We start from the raw sequence: 15,283 nt of genomic DNA, 5'->3' as shown, positions 1-15,283 counted from the left end.
GATGGGACGCACGGGAGCATACCTTCAGGTCGCACGCAAAGAGCATGGCGTGCGTTCCGCGAACGAGGCCGTGACGGATTACGGGGAGTTCGTGCTGCCGCTTTCCGCCGACGAGCAGCGTGAGCAAGCGAGTCGCTGCATGAATTGTGGCGTGGCGTTTTGTCAGAGTGGCGGCCTTTTCGATGACATGGCCGCCATGACGGGCTGTCCGTTGCGTAATCTCGTCCCCGAGGTCAACGACTTGCTCTATCGCGGGCGTCTCGACGAGGCGTACGAGCGTCTCAAGCTCACGAATCCGTTCCCGGAGTTCACGGGGCGTGTGTGCCCGGCGCCGTGCGAAACCGCCTGTAACCTCGGGCTGCATGACGATGCGGTCACCATTCACGATAACGAGCGCTTGCTTGCCGATTACGCATGGGAGCATGACATGCAGCCGCTTGCGCCCGCAGATGCGTCGGCGCCCCTCGTGAGCGTCGTCGGTTCTGGTCCCGCGGGGCTTGCCCTTGCCTGGGAACTCACGCGGCGTGGTCTGCGCGTGCGCGTATACGAGAGGGACGAGCGTCCCGGCGGCTTGCTCAGCTACGGTATCCCCAGCATGAAGCTTCCCAAGCAGGTCGTGCGGCAACGCATCGAGCTCATGGAGCAAAGCGGCATCGAGTTCATCTGCAATGTGGATGCGATCGGGCATGCAGACAAGTTGCTTGCCGAGTCCGATGCGGTCATCTTGGCCGCCGGTGCCAATGTTCCACGCGACATCGGCATTGCGGGTCGAAACCTTACGGGCATCCATTTCGCGCTCGAATACCTGGGCGAGGTTACGCGCTCCCAGCTTGAGGGCCGTGAGGCAAGCATCGATGCCGATGGCAAGGACGTTGTGGTCATCGGTGGCGGCGACACGGGCGTTGACTGCGTTGCCTGCGCTTTGCGGCAGGGAGCCAAAAGCGTGACCCAGGTCATTCGCGCGCAGCGTCCGCCGGCAGATTGCGAGACCTTTGAGTGCTGGCCAGCGCCACGCAAGACCTACGAGCAGGGTTACGGGCATCGCGAGGCCGAGGAGCTCTTCGGCGAGGACCCGCGTCTTTGGGCGACCGATACGATTGGCTTTGTCGGAGACGACGCGGTTGAGGCCGTGCGCATCCAGGATCTCTCATACGAGGATGGACGACATCTTCTCGAAGGCACGGAGCGCGACATCCCTGCGCAGCTCGTGCTCATTGCCAAGGGTTTCCTCGGGGCACAAGACAGCCTGTTCGATGCATTTGGCGCCGAGCAGCCTTTACGTGGAGATCAGGTGCATCTGTTGCACGCGGGTGCCGATGGAGTCGCGCCCGTCTTTGCCGCTGGTGACGTGCGCATGGGATCGACGCTTGTCGCAACGGCGATTGCCGATGCGCTCGCATGCGCCGATGAGGTGTGTGCGGCGCTCGCATAGGCGACGAGATGTCATCTCGACTGGAGCGGCCGTAAGGTCCCGAAGCGGAGGAATCTCGCCGCTTCGCTCGAAATGACAGGAGGTCCTAGACCTCGAGCTCCTTCATGCAGGTTGGCTGCTCGGGAACGGGGATGTCAAGGGCATCGCATGCGAGAATGCGCAGGTCCTGGATACTTGCCGCATAGCATGCCAGCGCATCGACCCAGCGACGAAGACAGGCCCGACCCTCGTCAGTCAGGTTATAGCAACGCTTAGCGGGGCCGGATTCGGACGTGTCCCACTCGCTCGTGACCAGCCCGTTGTTCTCCATCTGCTTGAGGATGCGGTAGATGCCCGTTGGGTCGGGGGCGTTTCCATTGAACATCGGACCGCTCGACATCTCCTGGATGATGAGATAGCCGTGGACGGGCTTATCTGCCTTGGCAAGTACGGAAAGAATCGAAGGCTGCGTGAGGCGGCTCAGGCTTTTTCCGAGCTGACCGCACTCGCTGAGCTCCTTCTCGGACTTGGGATGGCAGGCAGACCACATAGACAGGCTCCCTTACATGTGAGATGAATGGAGAGTCCATGATACGCCAAAATGTGACCAAAGGGCAAAAGATGAATACCCTGAGAAGGATACTTCGCGAGATGTCTGGGACGCGCCGGCCTAGAAGCACGTCTCAGACATCTGCCCGCAACGGTAGAGGAAACCATTTGCTTACTCGCGAAGCGAGTTGACATTGACAATTATAGGATATAGTCTGCTACTAGTGCAAGTGTAAATATGGTTTCTAGGAATATTTTCCGCAACGGGCAATTTCATGATGGAAGATGTCACCCGGATTCACCTCCAGCGTACGATGAAAGGACGTGCCATGCTTTACGAGGATTACAAGAATTGGTATACGCTCGATGTCGAACCCAAGAAGTACTATGCCGAGATCGCCGCCGTGCAAGATCCCGATCCGCAGGCGACGGCTCGTACCCGCGACACGGACGCCACGATTCCCGCCTCTGCCCGCGAGCTTCTCTTCAACATCTCGGCCGAGATCAAGAACCACTTCCACGAGTTCGGCTCTCCCATGCCGCCGCTCATGGAGGGTTGCACGGTCGTCGATCTGTGTTGTGGCTCGGGTCGCGATACCTATCTTGCCGCCCAGCTTGTGGGAGAGCAGGGTAAGGTCATCGGCGTCGAACCCGATGCGAATCGTCTGGCAAAGGCCGAGAAGTACCTCGACCAGGAAATCGCGCAGTTCGACTATGACGCCCCCAACGTCGAGCTTATTCACGGAGTTCCCGAGGACCTCTCGATGATTCCCGACGAGTCAGTCGATATCGTGATTTCGAACTGCACCTTCAACCTCTCGCCCGACAAGGACGCATACGTACGCGAGGTCAAGCGCATCCTCAAGGAAGACGGCGAATGGTACTTCACCGATGTCTTCACCGACCGCCGCATCCCGCTCGAGAAGGCCCACAATATCAAGCTGCGCGCCTTGCGCCTGAGTGGTGCCATGTACATCAGCGACTTCCGCCGCCTCGTGCAGCACTACGAGTTCTTGGACCCGCGCTATCTCATGACATTCAAAACGCCGCTCACGCCAAGCGAGCAGGGGCTGTTCCCCGACATCGCCTTCGCGACCATTACCGTGCGTGCGATGAAGTCGCGTTGGGCCGAGGACGTCTGCGAGTCCTACGGCGAGACGGTGACCTACAAGGGCAACCTTCCCGATTATCCCGACGCGTTCCTCTTCGACTCCAACATCAAGTTCGCGACCGGAAAGACCTGCCCCGTTTGCGGTAACGTCACCTCCATTGCCATGCACTCGCGCTATAGTTCGGCTTTCGAGACCACGGGCAACCGCGACCAGCACATCGGCGATACGCACGGTGACCATATCATCAAGACGGCACCCGACTACGAGGGCGTCTACGATGAGGATGACCAGCCGATTAACGCGAGCTGCTGCTAGCCGGGAAGGGGCACGAGATGCCATACGATACCTTCAACACCTATGGTGGTGCTGCCGCCATGCACGAGGACACGGCCACTACGAAGGCCGTCTCGAAGGACGCGGCAGAAGGTGGCACTCCCGATAAGATCCGCTTCATGGTCATGAGCGGCTTTCTGGGCGCGGGCAAGACCACGACGATGATCGCCTTGGGCGAGCACATGAACAAGAGCTACGGCAAGGTCGGCATCATCGCCAATGACCTGGGCGCGAACCTCGTCGATACCAACCTCACCCAGACGAGTGGCTGCACGGTCGAGGAGATCGCGAGCGGCTGCATCTGCTATCAGATGGACAACACCATCGACAAGATTCGCCGTCTGCGCGACCGCGATGGTGCCATTTTCGTGATGAGCGACATCCCGGGCCTGGGGGTCGGCGCGCTCGATCACGTCTACCATCGTCTGGTCGATGACTGCGCGGATTGGATCACGCTGTCGCCGTTCACGGTGCTCGTCGATCCCGAGCGCATCAAGCTGCTGCTGCCCGAGGGCGAGGACATCAACTTGCCCGAGGAGATCAAGTACCTCATGCAGCTCCAGCTCGAGGAAGCCGACCTCATCGTCCTCAACAAGATCGATCTCATGACGCCCGAGGAGATCGAGCGCGACGTCGCCTTTCTCGAGGAGGCATGCCCGGATATCCCGGTCATGAAAATATCCGCGCTCACCAGGGAGGGAATCCCCAAGCTCGCGGAATATCTCGAGACGCACGAGACCCTGCTCAAGAACTTCTCGGTGCGTGACGACGAGAAGTTCCAGGAAGCCGAAAAGACGCTCACCTGGTACAATCGCCGCCTGTTCTTCAAGCAGCTCGACGACGAGAAGATCGATTGCAACGCCGTCATCGACGACCTCATCGAGGAGATTCGCATGGGGCTCATCGAGAGGAAGCGCAACGCCCCGCATCTCAAGACCTTCGCGACGGCCGGCGCGGGTGACTTCAACAAGTGCTCGCTTCTGGGCATCGACTACGACATCGAGCACACGCAGCCCTTCCTGCGCAAGCACAAGAAGATGTCGATGATCATCAACGCGCGCGCCGTGTGCGAGTCGCGTCCCTTCGCGCGCATCGTCGACGACGCCGTCGACTTCGTCTGCGACAAGTACAATCTGGATGCGCAGGTGTTCTTCACCGAATGCTTCAACATGGGTGACGAGGGAAGGTAGACATGGCCCAGGCCGACATCCGCGCGATGGTGCGCGAGTACTACGGAAAGACGCTTTCCAGCAGTGACGACCTTCGCACCGATGCGTGCACCTGCGCGACCACGGCGCCACCCAAGTACGTGCTCGACATCTTCCCGGAGCTCGACCCGGAGATCGTCGAGCACTTCTACGGTTGCGGCAGCCCCCTGCCACCCGCGCTCGAAGGTGCCACGGTGCTCGACTTGGGCTGCGGCACGGGCCGTGACGTCTTCATCGCCGCCAAGCTTGTGGGACCGCAAGGCCACGTCATCGGCATCGATATGACGCCGAGCCAGCTCGAGTTCGCGCGCAGTCACGAGGCCGCGCAGATCGAGCGCCTCGGGCTGCCCGAGAGCAACGTCGAGTTCATCGAGAGCTACATCGAGGACATGTCGATGATCGCCGATGACAGCGTCGACGTGGTCATCTCGAACTGCGTCATCAACCTCTCACCGTTCAAGGAAGAACTCTTTCGCGAGATCTTCCGCGTGCTCAAGCCGGGTGGCGAGCTCTATTTCTCGGACATCTTCTCGGACCGTCGCGTGCCCGAAGGCTTCTACGATGACCCCATCTTGCGCGGCGAGTGCCTTTCGGGTGCCATGTACATCGAGGACTTCCGCCGCATGCTCGCCGACTGTGGCACGCAGGTCTGCTACGACGTCGCGCATGAGCCGCTCGAGGTCGGCGATTTCCAGATTGCGACCAAGCTCGGCAGCATCGGCTTCGCGTCGCGCACCATGCGCGCCATCAAGTGCGATAAGTTCGAGGACCGCGAGGAGGACTACCAGCAGACGGCGACCTATCTGGGTACGATGCCCGAGAACAAGCGCTACTTCGACCTTGATAGCGAGGTACGCTTCATCAAGGACCGTCCTGTGGCTATCAGCGGCAACATGGCGACCTTCCTCGAGAACAGCCGCTATGCGCCCCACTTCAAGGTCACGCCGCGGCGCGATCACGTCGGTCCGTTCGACTTCGAGGTGGCCAACGCCGCGTTGCAGGTGACGCGTGGCAAGCGCAGTGTCGACCTCGAGTGGATCGAGGATTCATGCGCCAGGCTCGACATCGAGCCCTTCGAGAGGCGTATCCACGACAAGGCGCTGCTCGAGAGCGCAAGGCTCGACACGATGCAGGTCAACGTCACCTACCGCTGCAACCTTGCTTGCAATCATTGCTACCTGGGATGTTCGCCCAAAAACGAGGAGTGCATGTCGCTCGAGACCATGGAGGCGGTGCTTGCCGCCTTCAAGACCGGCGGGTTCAAGGTCATGGACATCACGGGAGGCTCTCCGGAGATGAACCCGGACCTCGAGTGGTTCATCGGCGAGGCGAGCAAGATCGCCGAGCAGGTCATCGTGCGCACGAACCTCGTCATCCTGGACGATTCCGAATACGCGCACTTCAAGGACGTCTATGTCGACAACAAGGTCAAGCTCGTCACCTCGATGCCCTACTTTGATGCCGCCGGCGTGGACGAGCAGCGCGGAGCCGGTAGCTTTGCGAGCATCATGAAGGTGCTGCGCGAGATGAACGCGCTTGGCTACGGTGTCGATCCGGAATTACAGATCGACCTGGCCTACAACGTCGACGGGCCCTTCCTGCCGCCCGACCAGGCCGACCTGGAGGACTTCTACCGCTACGAGCTCGAGCATGCCGAGGGCGTGAAGTTCAACGGGCTGTACGCGATGAACAACTGGAACATGGGACGCTTTGCCGGCAAGCTGCTCGCCGCACGCACTTATGATGCGTACAACAAGCTGCTCGCGGACAACTACAACGGCGCGACCGTCGCCCACATCATGTGCCGCACGCAGCTCAACGTCGATTACGATGGCGGCCTTTACGATTGCGAGGTCAACCATGTCCTGGGTCTGCCGCTGGACGGACCGGCCAACGTGCGCGACATCGTTGATGCGCCGCTGCCTAAACGCCGCATCAAGACAAGTCCCATCTGCTATTCGTGCGCCGCGGGCTGTGGTTCCAGCTGCGGTGGCAGCCTGCTCGAGAAGTACGCGAAGTGAGATGGATGAGACACATTGGACAGGTACATCTGTCTCATTTGCTCCATAATGAGACAGATGTACCTGTCCAATGTGTCTCATCCTAAAACCGGAAAGGATCAACTCATGCTCTTTGCCAACATCGACATCCTTGACGAGAACCTCGATCATAAGCACGGCATGTTCGTGGGTACAGAGGGAAGCCACATCACTTACGTGGGTGCCGAGGAGCCCGTTGACACCGCGCGCTTTGGCGAGCGCTACGACGGTACGGGCAAGCTGCTCATGAGTGCGTTTTACAACACGCACGCGCACACACCCATGACGCTTTTACGCGGATACGCCGAGAACCAGCCTCTCCAGCAGTGGCTCAACGACACGGTCTGGCCCTTCGAGGGCAAGATGGACATGGAGAGAAAGCACCACTACTGGGGTTGCATGCTCAGCCAGGCCGAGATGCTGCGCTATGGCGTGGTGGGCTACACCGACATGTACTTCGCCACCGTCGACCGCTGCAAGGCGACCCTCGAGGCGGGCATGAAGGCCAACCACTGCGATGGCGGCACGATGTGCTTCGTCGAGACAGACTATGACACGCTGCCCGTGGCCGCGGTGAACGAGCAGCTCTTCGCCGAATACCAGAATGCCGGCGACGGTCGCGTGAAGATCGACATGTGCGTGCACGGTGAGTACACCACGCCCCAGGGCATGATCGAGCGCTGCGTTGCCGAGGCCAAGGCGCATGATACGGGCCTGCACATCCACCTGGCCGAGACCATGCTCGAGTGCGACGAGTGCAAGGAGCGACACGACGGCATGACGCCGGCGGCCTGGTTCGACCATCTGGGTGCCTTCGATATTCCGGTCACTGCGGCTCATTGCGTATGGGTAGAGCCCTCCGATATCGAGCTCATGGCGGCCAAGGGCGTGAACGTGAGTCTGAACCCCGCGAGTAACATGAAGCTCGCGAGCGGCTTTGCGCCAGTGCAGGCCATGATCGATGCCGGCGTGCATTGCTCGCTCGGCACGGACGGCATGGCGTCGAACAATACCCACAACATCCTGCAAAGCGCCTATCTGCTCGCCTGCGCCCAGAAGGGTAACGCGCTCGACCCAGCCATCATCACGCCCAAGGAGATCCTGCGCATGCTCACGGTTAATGGCGCACGCTCCCAGCGTCGCCATGATTGCGGCGTGCTGGCGCAGGGCAAGCGCGCCGATCTTGTCGTCATGGACATCGACACGCCATGGATGATGCCCGTGCACGACATCGCGACTAACCTTGTCTACAGCGCCAACGGCGCCGACGTGGTGCTCACGATGTGCGACGGCGAGGTGCTCTACGAAGATGGCGAGTACAAGACCATCGACGTCGAGAAGGCCAAGGCCGAGGTCAAACGCAGCGTTGGCGAGGTGCTCGCGGCGCTGTAGGAAGCGCATCGCTGCAACATGCACGTAGGGCTGAATAATGAAGACGGGGCGGTTCAATTCAGAGCCGCCTCATGTTTTGATGGAGTTAGATTCCGAATGCTGCGCCGACGCGCGTGAGCACGGCATCCATTGTTTCAGGCGAGGCGGTGCCAATGTATGTGGTTTTTCGTGCTATGAGATCGATGGCGCGCAATTGTTCGACGCATACATAGCCCTTGGCGCTTTCATCGCCAGATAGGCACACGTGCATTGGATAGCCATTATTGATTGATGTTATGGGGGCTACCACCGTGAGACTCGACCTCATGTTGAAATCGCTCGCGCTTATCACGAGAACAGGCCTCGTTTTTTGAGGTTCATGGCCGAGGGTTGGATCGAGGTTGACCTCGATGATATCTCCCTGATCGAAAATGCTCACCATGGCAATTCCTCGCCAGTTGGCTTGCCCCAGTCAATTTCTGCGCCTTGCAAATTCCAATCTGCCGGTGCTTGATATGGTCCATCCCAATCGGAAAACAAATCAGATGCCGAAAGTTTTTTAGATCGTGTGTATCGTTTCTGGATAGGCTTCATGGTGACTGCTCCATTTGACTCTTCAATTTCGAGATGATCGCCGATGCTGATGCCAAGATATTCGCAGAGGCTTTTTGGAATGAGTATTCCCTGGCTGTTCCCCCACTTTTTAAGCGTAGCTTCCATGACTGCCCCCTGTTTGACACTCATCAAAATGTTAAAACATAGTATAAACATTTTGACTGCTATTTCAATAATCGCAGGGGCCTGTGCTTCGAATCCGATCTCCTCGTGTTATGTGCCGTGCGCACCTTCCGCACATGACGGCTTAGTTCGTCGAGCGCACATACTAGGACGGAGTCGTCCGGGCCATCCACCCCCAGAATCTGTACGAAATCGGAGTGAAACCAGAGCGGAATCGGGCCATCTTGCGGCAAAGTCCGGACAAACGCAGCGTGCGAGCACATGAAATTGTTTCTCGATGCTTGCTAGACGGTCTGATGAGAAATTCATTTCGACCGCATTTCTCATTGCCGGCCTGTGACCGATATAACCCGTTAAGCCGTGCTATTTCGCCATACTTTGCGGTCAGTGACCGCTGTTCTTGGCATCTGACGGTCAGGGGCCGGGAATCCTTGGCAGCTGGGCGCGGATTGCGGTCAGCGACTAGGGATCCTTGGCAGTGCGTATGCGATGGCTGGCAGATCATTCCGCTAGGGCTCGCTTCCCTCTAGCCAATCTCCTTGGTGGCCCAGGCATCCTTGTCTGACAGGAATTTACGAACGGCAATAAATTTGGCGGGCCCCGCATAATAATGCGAAACCCGCCTTCATTTGCCTCTGGGAGGGCAGAGGCGAGGGGGGGGGTCACGCGCGCCCTGTCTTGCTTGCTCCGAAAAGTGCGATAGCGGAAACGCAGACTAGGACAGCTGAGATGAACATGGCGATTTCGTATCCGCCGGTAAGGTCATAGGCAAGACCCCAACAAGGAGCACCTACGGCCTGCCCGAGCACAGATGCCATGCTGATGACACCCCAAATTGAGGCGTAATCACGTATACCGAAAATAGTCTGGGTCATCATGGGCGCAAAAAGCGTGGTGTTAGCGTTGCCAATCGACATCAACACAAGTGCGATACAGATGAGCGGAATGGACGCCGTGATCGGTAGGAGCACGAATGAAAGCGCTAACAAAACAGAGCATAGGATAAAGGCGCGCATCAATCCCATTTTGTCGGCGAGTATGCCGGCACCGAAGTTTGTGACGATGATGCCAGCGGATATGACAGACATGAATATACCCGCCATGACAGCATCGAAGCCGATGCTCACGAAGAAGGCCGCGAGGTGTTGGGTGACCGTGACCGTGATTGCCAGCACCATGAACCCCAGAGCAACCACCCAGAGCTGAGGGGTTCTCAGTGCTTGAGCAAAGCTCAATCCAGACACATCGGTATTTGAGGATTGTGCGGGAGTCGCATTTGCACCATAGGGGGCAAGGCCAACGTCGCTCGGCTTCGAGCGAAGGAGAAACAAGCCTACCGGGGTGGTAAGTGCGAAGACGATGACTCCCAGGAGTACATAACCATTAGACCAGCCGAATTGGATGATGAAAGCGGGAAACACGAGACTCAATATCATGGCGACGATGCCACCGCATGCTGCGGTCAAGCCCATAACGAAACCGTTTTTCTCGACGAACCATTCCGAAACGATGACGGGTACGACAGCGTAGCTGCACCCGAAGAAGCCGAGCCCGACGAGACAACCCACGATATAGAACGCGGGAAGAGACTGGCAAAGCGAGAGCGCGGCCATCGCGACACCCGTCCATATTCCGCCAAAGATTACGAACGGGCGCGTGCCGAACCGCTCTATTAGGCGACCGTAAATCGGCAAGGTGATGGTTCCGACAATGGTGATGAGGCTGAAGTATAGCGAAAACGTCGCGCGCTCGAACCCCATGCTGTTTGTAACGGGGTCCATGAAGAACCCGAAACTTACCGTGCCGGCAATCATTGCACTCATGATGAGGCACGCCGCTATTGCTGTTTTGACATACGCCTTGCTCATTGCACTCCCCTGAATCTTTTACGAACGTGTGCCGTGAGTATATGGGCAGTGCTTTTGTCGTACCTATGGAGGATGTTCCAAAAGCGCGACTCAATCTTTGGAGCTTTTGCCATTACGACCCCATAGGCCAATTTCATAGCATGAAGCCAGTGTGGCCAGCATGTCAGAAATCTGCATGACGGCATTGAAAGAGGCGTTAGAGAGGAGAAGGAATGGAGTACAACAACGAGTACAACCTTGATCTGTACCCTAAGAAGCTGCGATGGAAAGAGGGCGACCTTACTGCCACGCGAACTACGATGTGGTCGGGCCCTGGTTGTCACGAGGGATGCCAGGTCATCTTTTATACCGACGAGAACGATAAGCTCGTCAAGGTCGAGGGTGATCCCAACTCCCCGTTTAACCAGGGCAGGCTTTGCATGCGCTGCCTTGAACTTCCCGAGCTCGTGAATCATGAGAGCCGCTTGAAGTATCCCATGAAGCGTGCTCGCAATGAGCGCGGCCAGGATACCTGGGAGCGCATTAGCTGGGACGAGGCCTACGAAATCATCGAGAAGAACGTTCGTAAGTTCCAGGAAGAGAGCGGACCGGAGTCCATCATCTCGATGATTGGTACCGGGCGCAATGTTTCTCAGGTTATCGCCCATAATCAGTACGCGAACTTCGGTGGTCCGGATCTCACCCTGTGCTTCCTCTCTGGTGATAGCTGCATGCTGCCTCGTACGGCGCTGTGCTATGTGGTTATGGGCAACCAGTGGGTTGCGGATATGTCGCAGTTCCGCGATAGGCGCTATGAGGAGGATGAGGATTGGAAGGTTCCCGGGTGCATCGTCCTCTGGGGCACGAATCCGGTCGTATGCAATTCGGATGCATTCCTCGGGCATTGGATTGTCGAGGCTATGAAGCGTGGTAGTGAGCTTATCAGCGTCGATCCGCAGCTCACCTGGATTGGCAGCCGTGCCAAATACTGGTTGCGCCTGCGTCCTGGTACTGATGCGGCGCTGGCTCTTGGCATGATGAACGTCATCATTAACGAAGACCTCTATGACCATGAGTTCGTCGAGAAATGGTGCTATGGCTTCGAAGAGCTCAAGGAGCGCGTGCAAGAGTATCCTCCTGAGAAGGTCGCCGAAATCTGCTGGGTCGACAAGGACACGCTTATTGAGGCTGCGCGCTTTTATGCGAAGTCGAACCCCTCCACCATCCAGTGGGGTCTTGCCGTTGACATGTCCAAGATCGGAACGCAGACGGCTCTTGCCATCGCCGACCTTGCAGGCATTACCGGCAACATTGACAATCCCGGCGGTAACATCCTTATTGATCAGGCCGGTGGTCTCGAGTTTGGCTACAACTCCGGCATTGAGTATCTTAAAGAGGGCATGGTCGAGAAGCGCCTCGGCAATTCCAAGTATCCGCTCAAGAAGTCTGGTTTCACGGCAAGCTCGCAATCTGATGCAATTCTCGATGCCATCGAGACAGGCAAGGACGAAAAGGGCGACCCGCGTCCGGTGCGCATGCTCTGGATTCAATCTTCCAATCCCATCGCAAATATGGGCCAGGATGCCCCGCGTATCTACCGCGCGATGGACAAGGTCGATTTCATCTGCGATATCGACATGTTCATGACTCCGTTTGCGAGTGCCTGTGCCGATTTGCTTCTGCCCTGTGCCATGTCCAACGAGCGTGATTGCGTCCGCGTATGGTTCGACCCGATTCGTTCTCTCACCAAGACGGGTAGCTACTACGAGGCCAAGGAAGACGAGCAGATTATGATTGACCTTGGCCATCGTCTTGCGCCTGAGCTGTGGCCGGAGTGGGTGCAAACGCCGCGCGATTACATGAACTGGCGTATGCAGACGGCGCCGGATTGCCGTTTTGACTCAATGGAAGAGCTCGAGGAAGCGGGCGGTTGGTACTATCATCCCTTCCGTTATTTCAAGCACGAGAACGGCCTGCTGCGTCCTGATGGCGAGCCCGGTTTCAATACGGTTACCGGTCTCTACGAACTGGCCCCCGTGCTATTTGATGCGTGGGATATGGATCCGCTGCCCTTCTACGAGGAACCTCCCTCGAGTCCTTACAGCACCCCTCAGCTATCTGAGGAATATCCGCTGGTCCTCACCACGGGTAAGCGCTCGTTCGAGTTCTTCCACTCCGAGTGGCGCCAGCCCGATACGACGAGCCGCGAGCTGCATCCGGTCCCGTATTTCGACATTCATCCGGACACCGCCGCAAAATACGGCATCGCCGAGGGGCAGTGGGCTTGGATCGAGAACCAGATGGGCAAGTGCCGCCAGGTTGCTCGGTACAACGATACGCTCGACCCGCGCGTCATCTCCACGGAGCATGGCTGGTGGTTCCCGGAGAAAGAGGCCGCCGAGCCGGAGCTGTTCGGCGTGTTTGACTGCAATCCGAACAACCTCATTCCCATGGGCGAGAACGGCCCGTCGGGTTACGGTGCCCCCATTAAGAGCTCCATTGCCAAGGTGTATCCGGCCACACCCGACACCATGACGAAGGAGAACCAGCCCACTTATCAAGTGACTCGTGGAAGCGGTTATACGCACGGCCCGTCTCATAAGACGGATACGCCGAGCTTCTATGACGGCATCAGGTAGCTGGTAGCCACAAGGAGAAAGGAACAAGCAATGACCAGAGGCGAATATGGTCTGATGATCGATTACGAGTACTGCTCGGGCTGCCATGCCTGTGAGGTAGCCTGCAAGAAGGAGCATGACATGCCCAAGGGCGACTTTGGCATCAGGCTCGTCACCATGGGCCCGTTCGAGACGTCGGACGGGAAGTGGGAGTTCAATAACATTCCCGTCCCTACCCATCTATGTGACTTGTGCGCGGCACGCACGGCCGTTGGCAAACTTCCGACTTGCGTGCATCACTGCCAGGCAGGCGTGATGGTTTACGGTCCTGTCGAGGAACTCGCGGCCAAGGCCAAGAAGGCTGAGGCTGAAATGAAGTCTCAGATGGTTATTTTCCCGCGCTAGGGAAGATCGAGAGCCCGGGGGTGTCCAGACGGGCATCCCCGGGAATACAAAACGTTCGTTCGTGCTGGCTTCAAGGTCGGCTTTTGACTTATGGCGAGCATGAGCTTGCAAACAAGGAGGGAACATGCAAGAGGAAAAGCTGCTTCCGTGGAGATGGGCCATTCTCATAGGAATGACCATTCTCCTCATAGCGCTTCAATTTTCATTCATCATTCCCGGCGGTGCCGCGCTGATGGTCATGCAGGAGTATCAATGCGAGCCTATGGCATTCTCCATGATCATGTCCATTCCGTATTTTTCGGGTGTGCTGCTCTGTATCGCCGGTGGTGTACTCGCTGACCGTGTCGGCTTGGGTAAGGTGTTTTTCGTTGCCTTTGCCGTGGCGGCTCTTGGAGCCTTGGCTCGCTGCTTTGTCGTTGATTACTGGGGCCTCTTTATCGCGAGCTTCTTCATGGGCACGGGAGTTGCGGCGCTCAACGCCAACTCTGCCAAACTTCTGCGCCTGTGGTTTCCCGGGACGGCCAACTCCTTTGCCATGGGTGTGTACACCGCTGGCATGTCGGCCGGTGCGGCACTTGCCATTTACGTCGGTTCTCACCTTCCCGAAATCCACCAAGCTTGGTGGATTAGCTTTGGCCTCATTGTAATAGGCCTGATTGCATGGTTCGCCGTGTATCGCAAGCATCCCAATGAGCACAGGTCCTCGGAACCAGTCGGTCAGTATGCTAAGGAAGTCCTCAAGGACTGGCGTGTTTGGGCCATCGGCATCACCGCGTTCCTGGTATTTGGCATGACCAATATCAACGGCTCGTACATGGTTCCCGCCGTAACGACGCTTATGGGTGATCCTGCTATGGCGCCTGTTGCTGGCGATATGTCCACGATCAACACGGTTATCGCCTGCATTGCGTCAATGGCCCTGCCTGTGGTGTTTGCCAAGCTGTTCAAGAATATGCGTGCACCCTTCATTATCTGCTTGCTGGGCACAGCCATCTGTTTCGCTTTGGTGTTCTTCCTGCCCTACGGTCCCTATACCTGGATTCTGTTCTGCCTGCAACCCGTGCTCATGGCATGTGTGATGCCCTTTACCAAGATGCTGCCAACGCTGCTTCCCGGCGTGAAGCCCGAGCACTATGGCATCATCGGCGGAATTCAGGCGACGTTCCAGAACTTCGGTATGTTCCTCATCGCATCCTATATTGTTTCGCCTTTGGCCATCGCCGCTACGGGCATGGTTGATGGTCTGCCCTATTACCAGGGAATCTACGTGGGCGCCGCCTGCGTTTGCGTCGCGGCCATCGTCTCGCTCTTCCTCTTTCCCAACGTGCGCTCAAGTGTTGCCGGCAAGATTGCCGATGACCAGGCAAGTGCCAGGGAAATTGCCGAGGATGACGCCGAGGGCATCCTCGAGGGTGACCACCTGTAGAACCGATCATGCATTAAGCGAGGAGCCCCTTTTTATACGGAGGGGCTCCTTGTCTTTTTGAGAGATATCCTGAGGGGGGATGCATGGGATCGTGCCATTACTGCTTCAACTGTGGACGATGTCGAGGTGAGACGCCTCCGGCTGTCTACGTGCATCGGTGCCCCGAATGCCGTTTCAAAAACGTCACTGGCTCGCATGTATGCGCGGCGTGCGGAGCGAGCCTGCT

The 15,283-nt window shown here is 57.8% G+C and carries 12 protein-coding genes; 8 read left to right on the top strand and 4 right to left on the bottom strand.

Annotation, left to right across the window (positions count from 1 at the left end):
* Position 1: 1 nt before the first annotated feature.
* Positions 2 to 1,432, top strand: coding sequence for a glutamate synthase subunit beta (locus tag DBY20_00545; GenBank protein PWL80227.1), 1,431 nt, complete (start codon positions 2 to 4; stop codon positions 1,430 to 1,432).
* 85 nt (positions 1,433 to 1,517) lie between these two features.
* On the opposite strand, the gene DBY20_00540 is transcribed toward DBY20_00545, so the two are convergent.
* A complete protein-coding gene (locus DBY20_00540; protein ID PWL80226.1) occupies positions 1,518 to 1,961 on the bottom strand; it encodes a transcriptional regulator in 444 nt (147 codons plus the stop codon).
* Positions 1,962 to 2,235: 274 nt separating this feature from the next.
* Here DBY20_00540 and DBY20_00535 point away from each other — a divergent pair, with 274 nt between their 5' ends.
* The 4 genes from DBY20_00535 (at position 2,236) to DBY20_00520 (ending at position 8,044) form a co-directional block, all read left to right on the top strand.
* Complete coding sequence (locus tag DBY20_00535) at positions 2,236 to 3,387, top strand: methyltransferase type 11 (GenBank protein PWL80225.1); 1,152 nt, start codon at positions 2,236 to 2,238, stop codon at positions 3,385 to 3,387.
* 59 nt (positions 3,388 to 3,446) lie between these two features.
* The gene (locus DBY20_00530) at positions 3,447 to 4,595 is read left to right on the top strand and encodes a GTPase (G3E family) (protein ID PWL80240.1); all 1,149 of its coding nucleotides are present in this window, start codon (positions 3,447 to 3,449) and stop codon (positions 4,593 to 4,595) included.
* A gap of 2 nt (positions 4,596 to 4,597) precedes the next feature.
* On the top strand, positions 4,598 to 6,634 hold the full coding sequence (locus DBY20_00525) for a DUF3641 domain-containing protein (protein PWL80224.1): 2,037 nt from the start codon (positions 4,598 to 4,600) through the stop codon (positions 6,632 to 6,634).
* A 105-nt stretch (positions 6,635 to 6,739) separates the two neighbouring features.
* Positions 6,740 to 8,044 (top strand): amidohydrolase, encoded by a 1,305-nt coding sequence (locus tag DBY20_00520; GenBank protein PWL80223.1) that lies wholly within the window; start codon positions 6,740 to 6,742, stop codon positions 8,042 to 8,044.
* Between the two features lie 85 nt (positions 8,045 to 8,129).
* Here DBY20_00520 and DBY20_00515 read toward each other — a convergent pair whose 3' ends face one another.
* The 3 genes from DBY20_00515 to DBY20_00505 form a co-directional block, all read right to left on the bottom strand.
* The gene (locus DBY20_00515; protein PWL80222.1) at positions 8,130 to 8,465 is read right to left on the bottom strand and encodes a type II toxin-antitoxin system PemK/MazF family toxin; all 336 of its coding nucleotides are present in this window, start codon (positions 8,463 to 8,465) and stop codon (positions 8,130 to 8,132) included.
* Positions 8,459 to 8,794 carry an AbrB/MazE/SpoVT family DNA-binding domain-containing protein gene (locus DBY20_00510; GenBank protein ID PWL80221.1) on the bottom strand — a complete coding sequence of 112 codons (336 nt, stop codon included), beginning with the start codon at positions 8,792 to 8,794 and terminating at the stop codon, positions 8,459 to 8,461. The genes DBY20_00515 and DBY20_00510 overlap by 7 nt, the downstream gene beginning before the upstream one ends.
* Before the next feature lie 629 nt (positions 8,795 to 9,423).
* Positions 9,424 to 10,629, bottom strand: coding sequence for a hypothetical protein (locus DBY20_00505; GenBank protein ID PWL80220.1), 1,206 nt, complete (start codon positions 10,627 to 10,629; stop codon positions 9,424 to 9,426).
* A gap of 212 nt (positions 10,630 to 10,841) precedes the next feature.
* Here DBY20_00505 and DBY20_00500 point away from each other — a divergent pair, with 212 nt between their 5' ends.
* The 3 genes from DBY20_00500 (at position 10,842) to DBY20_00490 (ending at position 15,057) form a co-directional block, all read left to right on the top strand.
* The gene (locus DBY20_00500; protein ID PWL80219.1) at positions 10,842 to 13,247 is read left to right on the top strand and encodes a dehydrogenase; all 2,406 of its coding nucleotides are present in this window, start codon (positions 10,842 to 10,844) and stop codon (positions 13,245 to 13,247) included.
* 30 nt (positions 13,248 to 13,277) lie between these two features.
* On the top strand, positions 13,278 to 13,631 hold the full coding sequence (locus DBY20_00495) for an oxidoreductase (protein ID PWL80218.1): 354 nt from the start codon (positions 13,278 to 13,280) through the stop codon (positions 13,629 to 13,631).
* Between the two features lie 124 nt (positions 13,632 to 13,755).
* A complete protein-coding gene (locus tag DBY20_00490; GenBank protein ID PWL80217.1) occupies positions 13,756 to 15,057 on the top strand; it encodes a hypothetical protein in 1,302 nt (433 codons plus the stop codon).
* The last annotated feature ends 226 nt before the right edge of the window (positions 15,058 to 15,283 follow it).

Source organism: Coriobacteriia bacterium (assembly GCA_003149935.1).
GTDB lineage: Bacteria > Actinomycetota > Coriobacteriia > Coriobacteriales > QAMH01 > QAMH01.
The sequence above is the reverse complement of the archived record's forward strand: the minus strand, read 5'-3'. Positions and strand labels throughout refer to the sequence as shown.

What these genes read in the sequence shown, in the direction of transcription:
- DBY20_00540 (PWL80226.1), bottom strand. Translation starts at nt 1,961, where the DNA reads ATGTGGTCTGCCTGCCATCCCAAGTCCGAGAAGGAGCTCAGCGAGTGC.
- DBY20_00500 (PWL80219.1), top strand. Translation starts at nt 10,842, where the DNA reads ATGGAGTACAACAACGAGTACAACCTTGATCTGTACCCTAAGAAGCTG.
- DBY20_00530 (PWL80240.1), top strand. Translation starts at nt 3,447, where the DNA reads ATGCACGAGGACACGGCCACTACGAAGGCCGTCTCGAAGGACGCGGCA.
- DBY20_00515 (PWL80222.1), bottom strand. Translation starts at nt 8,465, where the DNA reads ATGGTGAGCATTTTCGATCAGGGAGATATCATCGAGGTCAACCTCGAT.
- DBY20_00520 (PWL80223.1), top strand. Translation starts at nt 6,740, where the DNA reads ATGCTCTTTGCCAACATCGACATCCTTGACGAGAACCTCGATCATAAG.
- DBY20_00505 (PWL80220.1), bottom strand. Translation starts at nt 10,629, where the DNA reads ATGAGCAAGGCGTATGTCAAAACAGCAATAGCGGCGTGCCTCATCATG.
- DBY20_00490 (PWL80217.1), top strand. Translation starts at nt 13,756, where the DNA reads ATGCAAGAGGAAAAGCTGCTTCCGTGGAGATGGGCCATTCTCATAGGA.
- DBY20_00510 (PWL80221.1), bottom strand. Translation starts at nt 8,794, where the DNA reads ATGTTTATACTATGTTTTAACATTTTGATGAGTGTCAAACAGGGGGCA.
- DBY20_00535 (PWL80225.1), top strand. Translation starts at nt 2,236, where the DNA reads ATGATGGAAGATGTCACCCGGATTCACCTCCAGCGTACGATGAAAGGA.
- DBY20_00525 (PWL80224.1), top strand. Translation starts at nt 4,598, where the DNA reads ATGGCCCAGGCCGACATCCGCGCGATGGTGCGCGAGTACTACGGAAAG.
- DBY20_00495 (PWL80218.1), top strand. Translation starts at nt 13,278, where the DNA reads ATGACCAGAGGCGAATATGGTCTGATGATCGATTACGAGTACTGCTCG.
- DBY20_00545 (PWL80227.1), top strand. Translation starts at nt 2, where the DNA reads ATGGGACGCACGGGAGCATACCTTCAGGTCGCACGCAAAGAGCATGGC.